The sequence below is a fragment of the Pseudomonas sp. NFXW11 genome (assembly GCF_049887815.1).
Lineage (GTDB): Bacteria > Pseudomonadota > Gammaproteobacteria > Pseudomonadales > Pseudomonadaceae > Aquipseudomonas.
This window is the reverse complement of sequence record NZ_JAGEKI010000003.1, coordinates 270,775-284,640: the sequence shown is the minus strand read 5'-3', so window position 1 is coordinate 284,640 and position 13,866 is coordinate 270,775. Positions and strand designations below refer to the sequence as shown.

General features: G+C 63.7%; 11 protein-coding genes and 2 pseudogenes. 5 read left to right on the top strand and 8 right to left on the bottom strand.

Annotation, left to right across the window (positions count from 1 at the left end; genetic code table 11):
* Positions 1-179: 179 nt before the first annotated feature.
* Complete coding sequence (locus J4P02_RS07005; RefSeq protein WP_426188850.1) at positions 180-950, top strand: ParA family protein; 771 nt, start codon at positions 180-182, stop codon at positions 948-950.
* Between the two features lie 34 nt (positions 951-984).
* Here J4P02_RS07005 and trxC read toward each other — a convergent pair whose 3' ends face one another.
* Entirely contained in the window at positions 985-1,419 is a 435-nt protein-coding gene (gene trxC / locus J4P02_RS07000; RefSeq protein WP_426188849.1) for a thioredoxin TrxC, read from the bottom strand.
* 229 nt (positions 1,420-1,648) lie between these two features.
* Between trxC and J4P02_RS06995 the strand changes: the two genes are divergently transcribed.
* Positions 1,649-1,945 carry a type II toxin-antitoxin system HigB family toxin gene (locus J4P02_RS06995; protein WP_426188848.1) on the top strand — a complete coding sequence of 99 codons (297 nt, stop codon included), beginning with the start codon at positions 1,649-1,651 and terminating at the stop codon, positions 1,943-1,945.
* Complete coding sequence (locus J4P02_RS06990) at positions 1,942-2,343, top strand: helix-turn-helix domain-containing protein (protein ID WP_426188847.1); 402 nt, start codon at positions 1,942-1,944, stop codon at positions 2,341-2,343. Before J4P02_RS06995 ends, J4P02_RS06990 begins: the two co-directional genes overlap by 4 nt.
* Before the next feature lie 11 nt (positions 2,344-2,354).
* Here the strand turns inward: J4P02_RS06990 and J4P02_RS06985 are convergent, their stop codons facing one another.
* From J4P02_RS06985 to J4P02_RS06955, 7 genes and pseudogenes are all read right to left on the bottom strand, one after another.
* Positions 2,355-3,293, bottom strand: coding sequence for a hypothetical protein (locus tag J4P02_RS06985; RefSeq protein ID WP_426188846.1), 939 nt, complete (start codon positions 3,291-3,293; stop codon positions 2,355-2,357).
* A gap of 15 nt (positions 3,294-3,308) precedes the next feature.
* On the bottom strand, positions 3,309-4,253 hold the full coding sequence (locus J4P02_RS06980; protein ID WP_426188845.1) for a hypothetical protein: 945 nt from the start codon (positions 4,251-4,253) through the stop codon (positions 3,309-3,311).
* 296 nt (positions 4,254-4,549) lie between these two features.
* Positions 4,550-6,013: a protein adenylyltransferase SelO gene (selO, locus tag J4P02_RS06975; RefSeq protein WP_426188844.1), complete on the bottom strand. Its 1,464-nt coding sequence runs from the start codon at positions 6,011-6,013 to the stop codon at positions 4,550-4,552.
* 49 nt (positions 6,014-6,062) lie between these two features.
* Positions 6,063-9,416, bottom strand: a complete 3,354-nt coding sequence (mscK, locus tag J4P02_RS06970) for a mechanosensitive channel MscK (RefSeq protein WP_426188843.1) — start codon at positions 9,414-9,416, stop codon at positions 6,063-6,065.
* A 65-nt stretch (positions 9,417-9,481) separates the two neighbouring features.
* Positions 9,482-11,224, bottom strand: coding sequence for a potassium/proton antiporter (locus J4P02_RS06965; RefSeq protein ID WP_426188842.1), 1,743 nt, complete (start codon positions 11,222-11,224; stop codon positions 9,482-9,484).
* A gap of 177 nt (positions 11,225-11,401) precedes the next feature.
* Positions 11,402-12,001, bottom strand: a pseudogene (locus tag J4P02_RS06960) (methyl-accepting chemotaxis protein); the annotation flags it as partial.
* Between the two features lie 303 nt (positions 12,002-12,304).
* Positions 12,305-12,961, bottom strand: a pseudogene (locus tag J4P02_RS06955) (MCP four helix bundle domain-containing protein); the annotation flags it as partial.
* Between the two features lie 344 nt (positions 12,962-13,305).
* On the opposite strand from J4P02_RS06955, the gene J4P02_RS06950 reads away from it, so the two are divergent.
* Complete coding sequence (locus J4P02_RS06950) at positions 13,306-13,536, top strand: hypothetical protein (RefSeq protein WP_426188841.1); 231 nt, start codon at positions 13,306-13,308, stop codon at positions 13,534-13,536.
* Positions 13,533-13,835 carry a cell division protein ZapA gene (locus tag J4P02_RS06945; RefSeq protein ID WP_426188840.1) on the top strand — a complete coding sequence of 101 codons (303 nt, stop codon included), beginning with the start codon at positions 13,533-13,535 and terminating at the stop codon, positions 13,833-13,835. Before J4P02_RS06950 ends, J4P02_RS06945 begins: the two co-directional genes overlap by 4 nt.
* The last annotated feature ends 31 nt before the right edge of the window (positions 13,836-13,866 follow it).

The window sequence follows — 13,866 nt, the reverse complement described above, 5'->3', positions numbered from 1 at the left end:
GGGTAATTTTAGGAAACCCTGCCGGGTGCGTTGCATCGCGCGGGCAGGGCCCTCCCACGGCGTTGCGGCAGGGCGCACGACCGACGGGCCGGCCACGGCAAACTCTTGCTCCGGCGAGGTAGCTAAGGGGCGGCGCGGCCTACTACACTCGGTGATCTTTGATACACGGAGGTTTAGACATGCGGCGTGTGGTGTTCAATCAGAAGGGTGGCGTCGGCAAGTCCAGCATCGCCTGCAATCTGGCGGCGGTCAGCGCCAGCGAGGGCTATCGCACCTTGCTGGTGGACCTGGATGCCCAGGCCAACTCGACCCAGTACCTCACCGGCCTGACCGGCGAGGACATCCCCATGGGCATCGCCGATTTCTTCAAGCAGACCCTGTCGTCCGGGCCGTTCTCGAAGAAGAACCAGGTGGATATCTACGAGACGCCTTTCGACAACCTGCATGTGGTGACGGCCACCGCCGAGCTGGCGGACCTGCAGCCCAAGCTCGAGGCCAAGCACAAGATCAACAAGCTGCGCAAATTGCTCGACGAGTTGGCCGACGACTATGACCGGATCTACCTCGATACTCCGCCGGCCCTGAATTTCTATGCGGTTTCGGCGTTGATCGCCGCTGATCGCGTGTTGATTCCTTTCGACTGCGACAGCTTCTCGCGTCAGGCCCTGTATGGCCTGCTGGCGGAAATCGAGGAGTTGAAGGAAGACCACAACGAAGACCTGGCGGTGGAGGGCATTGTGGTCAATCAGTTCCAGGCCCGGGCCAGCCTGCCGCAGCAAATGCTCGACGAGCTGATCAGCGAGGGCCTGCCGGTGCTGCCGGTGTACCTGGGCAGTTCGGTGCGCATGCGTGAATCCCACCAGGCCAGCATGCCGTTGATCCATCTCGACCCGCGGCACAAGCTGACCCAGCAGTTCGTCGACCTGCACAACCTGCTGGAAAGCGCCTGAACCCAGGCCGCGCTCCGGTCCTCGGGGCGCGGCGTCAAATACCCTGGCTGCGCAGCCAGCCCATGAGTTGTGGCAGGGGCAGGGCGCCACTTTGCCGGGCCACCTCGCGGCCGTTGCGAAACAGAATCAGGCTGGGGATCGAGCGAATGCCCAATTGCGCCGACAGCTGCGGGTTGGCCTCGCTGTCGAGCTTGGCCAGGCGGCATTGGCCGCTCAGTTGCGCGGCGGCCTGCTGGAAGGTCGGGGCAAAGGATTTGCACGGCCCGCACCAGTCGGCCCAGACATCCACCAGCAGCGGCAGGTCGCCCTTGACCTGGCTGGCGTAGTCGCCCTGGGTCAATTCGAACGGCGTGCCCAGCAGTACCTGGCCCTTGCAGCGTCCGCACTTGGGGTGGTCCCCCAGGCGTTCGGCGGGTATGCGGTTGAGGCCGTTGCAGTGCGGGCAGGGGATCAGCAGTGGGTCGGTCATGGGGGGGGGCTCCGGGTCAGTGGCCAATGGCACCTATCTGGAGTCGCGTGGCGGATTTATCAAGCGTCTTGGTGGTGGTTGCACCTGCTCACATATTGGTTGCCTGTCTGTCGTTCTCAATCTCTAGGATTGAAAGGGGATGGGCCGTCGGTCTGCTCATGGCTATAGCAACTTGCGATTCATGAGTGTCCTGACTAGCCTCAATAGCAACGTGCGATAGGGATTTTGCATGCGAGTCATCACTGCTCAGCGGATATGGGAAGCCAAGGCAAAGTGGCCGCAATCGGCCAAGGCTCTGGATGATTGGTATCGATTGATAAAGGGCAACAGATTTGCCGACTTTGCGGCAATGAAGGCAATGTTCCCGGCTGTGGATAAAGTGGGTCCATGGCATGTCTTCGATGTGGGGGGCAATAAACTGCGCTTGATCGCGGTCCTGCGCTACACCACCCAGAAGCTCTACATCAGGTTCATCTTGGATCACCGGGAATACGACAGAGGTCAATGGAAGGAGGAATGGCAATGAGTGCGCTGATCGAACAGGCTGCCGAGCATTGGCAGTTCGTTGCGCCACTGCTGCGCAAGCCCAAGAGCGAGGCTGATTACGATCGGTTGGTCCAGGCCTTGGATGAGTTGCTGGATCTCACGGGTGATAACGAGGAACACCCGCTCAACGATTTGCTGGAAATCATCGGCGACTGGATCGAGGCCTATGACCTTGAACATCGGCCGATACCCGAGGCCAACGGTGTCGATGTGCTGCGTTATCTGATGCATGAACACGGCCTGACCCAAAGCGACCTGCCCGGGGTCGGTGCGCAGTCGGTGGTTTCGGAGGTGCTGAGCGGCAAGCGCCAGCTCAACCTGCGGCAGGTGCGCTGGTTGGCCGAGCGCTTCAAGGTGTCGATGGAGGTGTTTGTCTAAGGGCCCCGGGTTCAGCTGCCAGGCTGGGCCAGTTCGACGCTGACCAGGCGGTCCATGGAGCGGCCGATGTAAAAGGTGAAGGGCCGGCCCAGGTCCATGGCCATGCTTTCGCACCTGCCCATGAAGCCGATATTTTGCAGCGGGGAAATCGCCCCATCCTCGTGGGGCTGCAGGCCCAGGGAGCCGACATGGAAACCTATCTTGTCGGCTCGGCGGCCCCAGTTGATCTTGCTCACTGACAGCTTGATGCGATCGTCGAACAACAGTTGGTTGAGCCTGGGGTTGGCGAACGTGATGTTGCCGAACAGGTACTGCGCCGCTCCGTACTTGTCGTCTTTCCACTCCAGGAACACGTTGTAGTCGCCAGCTCCGCTGCCGGCCTTGCTGCCCAGCTTGCTGAACAGCATGCCTGGCGCCTGAAGGCTGGCCGGGTATTGGCAAAACGCCTCGTTGGGCGTGCCGGTGGCCGAGAGCTTGCCGCTGGTCAATTCTTCCATTGAGTAATGAAACAACACTTCGGCGTATTTCACCGGCTCCAGCGCCAGGGGGAAGCGCCGGGGCAGGGCCATGGCTTTTTTGCGGTACTCGGGGCTGGTGTATTTCCCGGTTTCCGGGGCGATCTCCAGCACGGCTTCGAAGGTGCCGGCCGCGCGCGCCTCAACAATCTCCTCGAACAGCCCCAGCAGACGCTGGCGCTGGGCTTCGGGCACGCGGCTGTCCAGGCTGATATGCAGGGTCTTGTCGTCCTGGCGGTCCATCTCCAGGCCGATGTCGGCGGCTTCGATGCCGATCCCGGCGGCCATCTGGGTGATGGTCTCGGCAAAGTACGGCACCACTTTGGCCTGCTTGGGGTCACCCACTTCGTCCTGGAAATGCAGGCTGAGGTAGGTCTGCTTGCAGCCGGTCAGCAGCATCAGCAGCAGGCCCGCAATGGAGAGATGTCGGTTCAATGCACATCCTTGTTCTTAGTGGTAATCGACGCTGGTCAGGCGATCCAGGGTGCGGCTCAGCTGAAAGGTGAATGGCCGGCCCAGGGCCAGCATCTTTTGATTGCACAGCGCTTGCAGCTCGTCTTTGCGGGTGTCGAAGGGCATGGCTGTGGTCAGGGTCTGGACGCCGATGGAGCCGATATGGAAGGCGAACTCGTCCAGGGGCACTGGGGCGGGGCGGGTGATTTTCGAGCTGGATGGCGAGACCAGGACGGTTTTCTGCTGAATGTGACGGTTCAGGTCCGGGTCATCGAAACGCACCTTGAGCGGCAGCTTGGCGATGCTGTTGTTGTGGGTCAGCAGCGAAACCAGACCGTGCTCGATGTTGTCCTGCTCCAGGGCCTCGTAGGCGATCAATTGCAAGGGCGTGGGCATGCTCAGGTGCGCGCTGATCTTGCAACTGACCGGGCCTTCGATGGCGCTCTGGCTGACGATGGCACGCCTGCTGTCTTCCTCGCTGCGGTCCAGCAGCAGGTCGAACGTCGGGTCGAACACCAGGGGGGTGTCGATGCTGTCCGGCAGGCCGCTGGGGCCCGACGGGACAACGCTGGCATGGGCGTTGTCGAGCTCCAGGTGCAGGTTCATCGAGCTGGCATTTCTCGCGGCGGTGACCTGCTCGAAGATGGCCTTGAGGCTGCCCCGTTGTTCCGGGCTCAGGGAGTAGTCCACCAGGCGCAGGTGGATCACCTTGTCATCCTCCTTGTCGCGTTCCAGGGCGATGGCGTCCGGGTCCAGGCCCTGGGCGCTGAGCGCGGCGTAGATGCTTTGCTTGTAGGCCTCGTGCACCAACTGGTCGGAGTATTGCGGGCCGGCCTTGGGGTCGGAACGCACCGAGTCCTGGAAATGCAGGGTGGCAAAGTCTTGCTTGCACCCGGTCAGCGCGAGCAGCAGGGGCAACAGCAGCAGGTAGCGAGGTTTCATGGTGGGCTCTTGCAGGGTATCGACGGGAGCAGGGCGCGCCATGGGCGAGCCGTGAAGATGGCAGCCGGGCCGCAGGTGCATCACTGGGCTGGCGGCCCGATCCCGCCGGTTGCCGGCGTGACGAGGTTGAGAAACAGCTTCATGCGCATCCTTGCAGGTACTGGACATCAGGGGTGGGCATTATCCGCATCCGCGCTCGGCGGGTCCATGTTCGATTCCGGCTGTGCCAGCTCGCCTGGGGCAGGCGAACTGGCTGGCCGAGAGCTTCAAGGTGTGGCTGGCGGCCTTGCTCCGGCTCAGGACGAACAACTGATTTCCAGGTGTTTGCCCCACTCCGGTGGCCGTTCGGCATAGCCCTGCATGCCTGGCTGTTCCTCGAACGGCCGGCTCAGCACCTGGTGCAGGCGCCGAACCTCCGAGTAGTCGCCGGCTTGCGCCGCTTCGATGGCTCGCTGCGCCAGGTAGTTGCGCAGGATGTACAGCGGGTTGACCCGGTGCATCCGCTCGCGGCGCAGTTCCTGGCCCTGGATCGGGTCCCGGGCGACCCGGGCCAGATACAGCTCGGCCCAGGCATCGAAGCCCTGGCGGTCGACGAAATCGTCCCGCAGCCGTTGCAGCGCCAGCTCCGGGGCATCCTCGCCCAGACGGCGGAAGAACAGGCTGTAGTCCACGCCGCTGCCCTGCATCAATTGCAGCAGGCGCTCCAGCAGTTGCTGGTCGGCGTCCTCGGCCTGGGTGAAGCCCAGGCGGCGGCGCATCAGGTCCAGGTAGTGGGCCTGGTACAGCGGCAGGAACAGGCCCAGGGTCTCGCGCAGTGCCTCGACGCTGATCAGCGGCGTCAGCGCCTGGGCCAGGGCGCTGAGGTTCCACTGGCCGACCGGCACCTGGTTGCTGAAGGAATAGCGGCCCTGGTCGTCGGAGTGGTTGCAGATGAAATGGGCGTCGAAATCATCGAGGAAGGCGAAGGGCCCGAAGTCGAAGGTAATGCCCAGGATCGACATGTTGTCGGTGTTCATCACCCCGTGGCAGAAACCGTAGGCCTGCCACTTGCCGATCAGCTCGGCGTTGCGCTCGACGATTTCGCGGAACATCGCCAGGTAAGGCTCCGGCTGTTCCCGGCAATGGGGGAAGTGCAGGTCCAGCACATGCTCCGCCAGTTGTGTGTGCTGCTCGGACTTCTTGGTGTAATAGAAATACTCGAAATGCCCGAAGCGCACATGGCTCGGCGCCAGGCGCAGCAGCATCGCCCCGCGTTCCTGCTTCTCGCGCCATACCGGGGTGTCCGAGCCGATCACGCACAGCGCGCGGCTGCTGGGAATACCCAGGGCGTGCAAGGCCTCGCTGGCCAGGAACTCGCGGATCGACGAGCGCAGCACCGCGCGACCATCGCCCATGCGCGAATAGGGCGTCTGGCCGGCGCCCTTGAGGTGCAGGTCCCAGTAGTCGCCCGCGGCGTTGCGCACCTCGCCCAGCAACAGCCCGCGACCGTCTCCCAACTGCGGGTTGTAGGAGCCGAACTGATGCCCGGAATAGACCATCGCCCGGGGTTCGGCCTCGGCCCACAGCTTGTGCCCGCCGAACAGCTCGGCGAACACCGGGGTGTCGGCCAGGCTCGGCTCCAGGTCCAGCAGCGCCATGGCCGCCGGGCTGGCCACCACCAGCCGCGGGTGGTCCAGGGGTTCGGGCAGTACATGGGTCGAGAAGGCATCGCCCAGGCGGGCGAAGCGGTTGTCGAAGGTCAGTTCGTCGAGGGCTTTCAACGGCCATCTCCCAGCAGAATGTCCGAGTATTCTGCTGGGCAAAGGCGCCTTAGTCGAGTTTGCTCGGTGGCGGCTCGGGCGGGGTCATGCCCTTGGGCGGGGTGGTGGCGATGCTGCCGTCTGCTTCGATCGGCACCAGCTTGTATTCCTGGCCGTGGAGGTTCTTCAGGTACACCTCCATCTGCCGGAACGAGATGTTGATGTGCTGCTTCTTGAACTCGCGGTTGATGAAGCGGTTGACCTCGTCCACCACCGGGTTGCGGTCCCCCAGTTCGCGCACATGCATGCGCAGTTCGTGGTCCAGGGTGCTTTCGCCGAAGTTGAGGAAGTACACGTGGGGCTCGGGTTCCTTGAGCACCCGCGGATTCTCCCGCGCGGCCTTGAGCAGCAGTTCCTTCACCAGGTCCAGGTCGGAGCCGTAGTCGACGCCGAGCTTGAGGGTGACCCGGGTCACGGTGTCGGTCAGCGACCAGTTGATCAGTTGCCCGGTGATGAAGGTCTGGTTGGGGACGATGATGTCCTTGCGGTCGAAGTCGGTGATGGTGGTGGCGCGGATGCGGATCTTGCTCACCGTGCCCGACAGGTTGCCAATGGTGATGGTGTCGCCGATCCGCACCGGTCGCTCGAAGAGGATGATGATGCCGGAGATGAAGTTGGCGAAGATCGCCTGCATGCCGAAACCCAGGCCGACCGACAGCGCCGCCACCAGCCATTGCAGCTTGTCCCAGCTGACTCCGAGGGTGGCCAGGGTCGAGACGAAACCGATCCCGGCGATGGCGTAGGACAGCAGGGTGGTGGTGGCGTAGGCGCTGCCCTGGGCCAGGTTGAGCTTGGACAGCACCAGCACCTCCAGCAGCCCCGGCAAGTTGCGCGCGAGGGCGAAGGTGATGCCGACGATGATCAGCGCCCCGAGCACGTCGCCAATGCTGATGGGCACCATGCTCATGTTGATGCCGGTGCCGCTGGTGTATTCGTACAAAGTGACCCGGTCGAGGTAGGAGAACACCGTGATCAGGTCGGCCCAGACCCAATACAGCGCCACCATGAAACCGCCCAGCAGGGCCAGGCGGATCAGCCGCAGGGACTGCTCGTTGACCTTCTCGATGTCCATGGTCGGTTCCTCGACCACGGGCTCGCCGCTTTCTCCCGCTTCCTTGGCCGCCTGGCGCTTGCTCAGGGCCCGCTGGTAGGCCAGGCGCCGTGCGGCAACGCTGAGGCCACGCATGAAGGTGGCTTCCACCACCAGCCAGAACATCAGCAGGTACAGGGTGTTGATCAGGCGGTCGCTGAGTTTCAGCGCGGTGTAGTAGTAGCCAAAGCACACGGCGATAAACAGGGCGATGGGCAGCAGGGTGAACAGCAGCCCCACGGCCTTGCGGAACAGTGAGGCGTTTTCGTGGGTCGGGCTGCTCAACAGCAGCCGGCTCAGCAGCCAGGCCATCAGCGCGTAGCAGGTCAGCACCACGGCGATGCCCAGCACGTCGTCGGCCAGGGCCGCAGGTTGCAGCTCGGCCACCGAAACCACCGCCACCAGCGCCAGCACCACCAGCCCCAGGCGACGGATCCAGCCGCGCAGGAACTCCACCTGGGGCCTTTCCCAGCGGAAATGCAGCTCGGCCACGCCGCCGGGGGCGAGGATCCGGTACGAGGTGTAGAACACCAGCCAGGCCTGGGCGATCTGCAGCAAGGCCGCGCCCAGGGTGGCGTTCTGCCCCCGGGCGTCGATCTGCAAGGCGTAGCCGCACAGCGCCAAGGCCAGGGCCACCGGCATCGCCAGCAGAATGTTCACCAGAATCGCCAAGGGCGTATGCCACTGGCTGTCGCGTTTGAAGTGGCCGATATCCTTGTGCACCTTGTTCAGGCGCGCATACAGGTTCTTGCGCCGCCACAGCAGGGCGCCGATCACTAGCAGCAGCGGCAGGAACAGCAACGGCCGTTGCACCAGGCCGTCGGTCAGTTCGCTGAAACTGGAGGCCCAGGGCAGTGTGGTCACCTGGTTCTGCAGGCGCTCGGGCACTTCCTGCAGCCATTCGGCGTCCAGGGGCTTGTTGCTGGGAATCCAGAACATCTGCTCGTCGAGGGTGGCGCGCAGGCTCTGGGAAGTGACCAGCAATTGCTTCTGGTTCAGTTGCAGGGTGATGGATTCGTTGAGCAGGGCACTGAGCTCGCGGTTCAGGCGATCCAGCAGGTCGACACGGGTGTTCGCCAGGTCGATCAGGGTCTTGCGCAGTTGCGGCGTGACCTGTTCGGCGGGCTGGGTCTTGAGCAGGTTGTCGACGTAGGCCACAGGGTTGCTGAGCAGTTCGCGCTGCTGGTTGACCTCGAACTGATAGAGGCGGATATCGGCGATTTCATCGGCCAGGCCCCGGTCCAGTTTCAGCCGCGGCAGGGCCTGCTTCTGTTTGTAGAGGATTTTCGACAGCAGCAGGCTGCCCTTGAGCACGCTGATCTGCTCGTCCAGGGCGGCGTCGCTCTGGGTCACGCTGTCGAGCTGCTGCTTGGTCTGCAGGTTGCGCTGGGTCTGCTCGTTGAGGCGGTCGGTGCCCATCAACAGGTAGTCGGAGAGCTTGAGGTTGGTGGCACTCTCGGTGGCCAGCAGGCTGCTGCTGCCGGCCTTCTGCGCCTCGATCGACTGCTGGGTCACGGTCTCCTGGGACTGGGCCAGGCGTTTCTGGTTGATCAGGGTCTGCAGGTCCTGGATCTCCTGCTCCAGGCGCGCGGTCTTTTCCATCAGCAAGTCGTGCTGGCTGTTGCCCAGGTCCTGCAGTTGGCTGTTGCCCGCCAGTTCCTGGCGCCGCAGCGGAATCAGCGCATTGAGCGCCGCCAGCTCGGCATTCAAGAGGTTGCGCTGGTCGCTGCTGAGCAGCTTGCCGCCGTCCTTGCCGGCCTTGAGCGCGGCATTGATCTGGAGGATTCGGGTCTGGCTGCTGCTGATCTCGGCCTGGGCCCGTTCGGGGCGGGTCTGGGCGGTGATGGTCAGGCTGTTGGCATCGGACAGGGCCTTTTGCAGGTCGCTCTGGTTGGTGCTGCGCTCGGCCAGCAACTGTTCCAGCTGGGCCACCGACATCGCGGCGTAGCGCTGAGCCACCGGCAACACCTTGCTGGCCTTGAGGCGCACCAGTTCGCGCTGGTTCTCCGTGGTCAGGCGCGGAGCGTTGATCAGCTGCTGCTTGAGGTCCGCCAGGCGCCGTTCATAGTCCTGCTTGTTGTTCAGCTGGTTCAGAGTGTTCTGCAGCAGGGTTTGCAGGGCTTTCTGATCGGCCTCCGGCAGCTTGCGCTCGGCGATCTTGTCCAGGCTCTGCTGCACCGCTTCGGCGCTGGGCGGATCACCGCCCTGGGCGGTGCCAACGGCGAGGCTCAGGCCCAGCAGGGCAATGGCGAAACATTTACGCAGGGTAGGCATAGAAGTCGGTCAGGCAATCAGGAAATAGGGGGAGCGCCATGGCGGCGGCTGATGCGCTCCCGAGTTTAGAGGAAGAGTCCGGGGCCCGGGCGACTTCCTTCGGGGAATCTGACGCCCACCTTGCCGATCTTGTTCCCGTCCATCACCGCCACGGTCCAGATGGTGTTGTTCCACTCCACCTGGTCGCCGACCACCGGGGCGCCGCCGACCTTCTGGGCGATGAAGGCACCCAGTGGCATATCGGCGTCCTGGCCGTCGAGCTTGAGCCCGTAGAGGGCCGACACCGCGCCCAGCTGGGCGTCGCCTTCGAGCACGAAGTCGCCGAAGAAGCGCAGGTCGAGGCCACGTTCCGGGGCCTGGCTGAAGAGTTTGCCCAGGGCCGGCAGGTTGTGTTCATGGCCGATCACGCACAGCAGATCGTCGGCCTCGAGCACCGTACTACCCGACGGATGGAGCAGTTGCTGGCCGCGGAACAGGGCGGCGATCCGCGTGCCCTCGGGCATCTTCAGTTCCCGCAGGGCGGCGCCGATGCACCATTTCTCGGCCCCCAGGCGGTAGACGAACAGCTCCCACTCGCTGGTGACGTGAACCTCCAGCGCCGCCCGGGAAATCGGTGCCGGCTCCGGTGGCACCGTGACCTTCAGCCACTTGGCCATCCACGGCAGGCTGGTGCCTTGCACCAGCAGCGAGATCAGCACGATAAAGAACGCCAGGTTGAAATACAGCTGGGCGTTGGGTAGCCCGGCCATCAACGGGAACACCGCGAGAATGATCGGCACCGCACCGCGCAGGCCGACCCAGGAAATAAAGGCCTTTTCCCGACCATGGAAAGCCTTGAACGGCGCCAGGCCCACCAGCACCGACAGCGGCCGGGCAAACAGGATCATCCACAGCGCCAGGCCCAGGGCCGGCAAGGCGATGGGCAGCAGGTCATGGGGCGTGACCAGCAGCCCCAGTACCAGGAACATGCCGATCTGCGCCAGCCAGGCCATGCCGTCGAGCATGTGCAGAATGCCGTGGCGGCTGCGCACCGGGCGATTGCCGATCACCAGGCCGCACAGGTACACCGCGAGGAAGCCACTGCCGTGCAGGGCGTTGGTCAGGGCGAACACCACCAGGCCGCCGGCGATCACCAGGATCGGGTACAGGCCGTTGGCCAGGTGGATGCGATTGACCAGTTGCAGCATCAACCAGCCGCCGCCGAGGCCGATCACCGCGCCGATACCGAACTCGCGCAGCAACTCCACCAACAGGCTCAGGTGCAGGCCGGTGTGGCCCTTGGCGAGCATGTCGATCAGGGTCACGGTGAGGAACACCGCCATCGGGTCGTTGCTGCCGGACTCGATTTCCAGGCTGGCGGTGACCCGCTCGTTGAGGCCCTTGCCACCCAGCAGCGAGAACACCGCCGCGGCGTCGGTGGAGCCGACGATGGCGCCGATCAGCAGGCCCTGGATCAGGTTCAGGTCGAACAGCCAGGCGGCGGCCATGCCGGTCAGCCCGGTGGTGATCAGCACCCCCACCGTGGCCAGGGACAGCGCCGGCCACAGCGCCACGCGGAAACTCGCGACCCGGGTACGCAGGCCGCCGTCCAGCAGGATCACTGCCAGGGCCAGGTTGCCCACCAGGTAGGCGGTCGGGTAGTTGTCGAAGATGATGCCGCCGCCGTCGACTCCGGCGGTCATGCCCACCGCCAGGATGATCACCAGGATCGGGATGCCCAGGCGTGATGAAAGTGAGCTCACCAGAATGCTCGCACCCACCAGCAACGCGCCGATCAAGAACAGGCTGTTGATGGTCGTCGCATTCAAAGGCAGTACTCCAGAGCGGTAAAGGCGGGCGCGAACTGACCATGCAGTCTGCGTGCCAGCGATTCTAACCTGCGTAAATGTGCCGCTGTCAAAAAGCTTTTCGCGATGGCTGCGGATTCCGTGCAAGCGATGCCTGGCGCCGTTTTACCGGCGCCAGGACGGGGCTGGCGCGGTGCTTCAGAGGCTGAAGCGGGCGACCATGCTGTTGAGGTCCACGGCCAGGCGCGACAGCTCGTTGCTGGCTGCACTGGTCTGGTTGGCGCCGGTGGCCGACTGCACCGACAAGTCGCGGATATTCACCAGGTTGCGGTCCACTTCACGGGCCACCTGGGCCTGTTCCTCGGCGGCGCTGGCGATCACCAGGTTGCGTTCGTTGATCTCGATGATGGCGCTGTTGATGGTGTCCAGGGACAGGCCGGCGCCACGGGCGATATTCAGGGTCGACTCGGCACGCTCGGTGCTGTTGCGCATCGAGTCCACGGCGTGCTCGGTGCCGCCCTGGATGCTGCCGATCATGCGTTCGATTTCGCTGGTGGACTGCTGGGTGCGGTGGGCCAGGGCGCGGACTTCGTCGGCGACCACGGCAAAGCCGCGACCGGCTTCACCGGCACGGGCGGCTTCGATGGCGGCGTTGAGGGCCAGCAGGTTGGTCTGGTCGGCCAGGCCGCGAATCACGTCCAGCACCTTGCCGATGTCCCGCGATTCGTTGGCCAGGTCGCCGATCAGGCCCGCGGTGCTTTGCACGTCGGCGCTCATGCGCTCGATGGCGGCCACGGTTTCCTGCACCAGGTCGCGACCGTCGCCGGCCGAAGAGGTGGCGTTCTTCGAGGCTTCGGAAGTGCTCACCGCATTGCGCGCGACTTCTTCCACGGCGCTGGTCATTTCATTGACTGCGGTGGCGGCCTGTTCGATTTCGTTGTTCTGCTGGGTCAGGCCGCGAGCGCTTTCCTCGGTGACGCAGTTGAGTTCCTCGGCGGCCGAGGCCAGCTGGGTGGCGGAGCCGGAAATGCGCTGCAGGGTGTCGCGCAGCTTGTCCTGCATCTTGGCCATGGCCTGCAACAGGCGGCCGGCCTCGTCGCTGCCGTCGACCTTGATCGGCCGGGTCAGGTTGCCTTCGGCGATCTGTTCGGCGGCGTTCAGGGCATTGGCGATCGGCAGGGTGATGCTGCGGGTCAGCAGCCAGGCGAACAGCAGGGTCAGACCGGTGGCCAGCAGCAACAGGGTCACCACCAGGCTGAAGGCCGAGGAGTACTGCTCGGCGGCTTTCTGGTTGGTGTCCAGGGTCTGCTGGGTGTTGATCTCCAGCAGGCGGTTGAGCACGGTGTTCATGGCTTCCGAGTTGTTCAGCAGCTCGGTGTTGAGCAGGTTGCGCAGGTCGTCCACCTGGTTGGCGCGGGACAGCGACTTCATCCGCTCCTCGATCTGCCGGTACTGGCCCAGCAGCTGCACGTACTGGTCGTAGGCCGCTCGTTCCGCCGAGCTGGTGATCAGCTTTTCGTAGTCGGTCTGGGCGCTGCGGATCTGCTGGTTACGCATCTCCAGCAGCTCGATGGTCTTTTGCTGGATATCCGGCTCACGGTTCACCAGCAGGCGATAGGACAGTACCCGCAGGCGCAGGGTCAGTTGGGTGAACTCGTCGAGGCTCTTGATGCTCGGCACGCTGCTCAGGGTGATGTCTTCGGCGGCGCCGCGGATCTTGCTCATCTGATTCAGGGCGAAGACACCGAGGATCAGCATCAAGCCGCCGATCATGGCGAAGCCGAGGAAGGCCCGTGGAGCGATATTCATATTACGAAGGGACATGGTGGTTACCAGAGAAAGGCGCATCCGTGCGGGGCTTGAGACTGATCTACCGTGACTTATCGGTCGTACGACTAAAGTCTTGAGTCCCCCGGCACTGCGATTTTCCGTGTTGCGGTGCGACGAAGGGCCGGAACCCACAGCCCAAAGTGCAGTCTCTTTAGGTCCGTGAAAAGCCCCATTGCCCAGGAAAATCAAGGTCTTGCGCCTGCATATTCCTGGCTTCCAGGGTGACTTTTCTTTATCGTACGCGCCCTTTGCAAAAAGCCTGGAAGGTCAAAATGTTGGAAGCATCCCTCAGCCAATTGGAACAGCTGGTCAGTGACCTGGTAGTACAGAACCAGGAGCTGCTCGGCACGAACGCCGCCCTCAACGAACAACTGGCCCAAGCCAAGGACGAAAACGAGAGCCTGCAACTGAGCCTGATGGAACAGGAAGAAAAGCAAGGCGCCACCGCGGCCCGCATCCAGGCCCTGGTTGAGCGCGTCAGCGCAGGCCCGGCCAATCCATGAAACATCATATCGATGGGGTGAAAGTCGTCTCGATCCTCGGCGAGGACTATTCGATCAAGGCCCCGGCTGGCCAGGAACAGGCCCTGATGGACGCCGCGCTGATGCTCAAGGCGACCCTGGCCGAGACCAAGAAAAAATACCCGACGCTGATTGGTGAGCGCCTGCTGGTGCTGGCGGCGATGAACCTGTGCTCGCAGCAGCTCGAGATGAAAAAGAGCCACGCCGAGGAGCTGGCCCGTTACCAGGAGCAGGTAAGCGCCACTGTCGAGGTGATCGCCAAGACCATCCAGCAGAACTGATGGAGTTGCATACAGCCGCCAGGCAATAGGT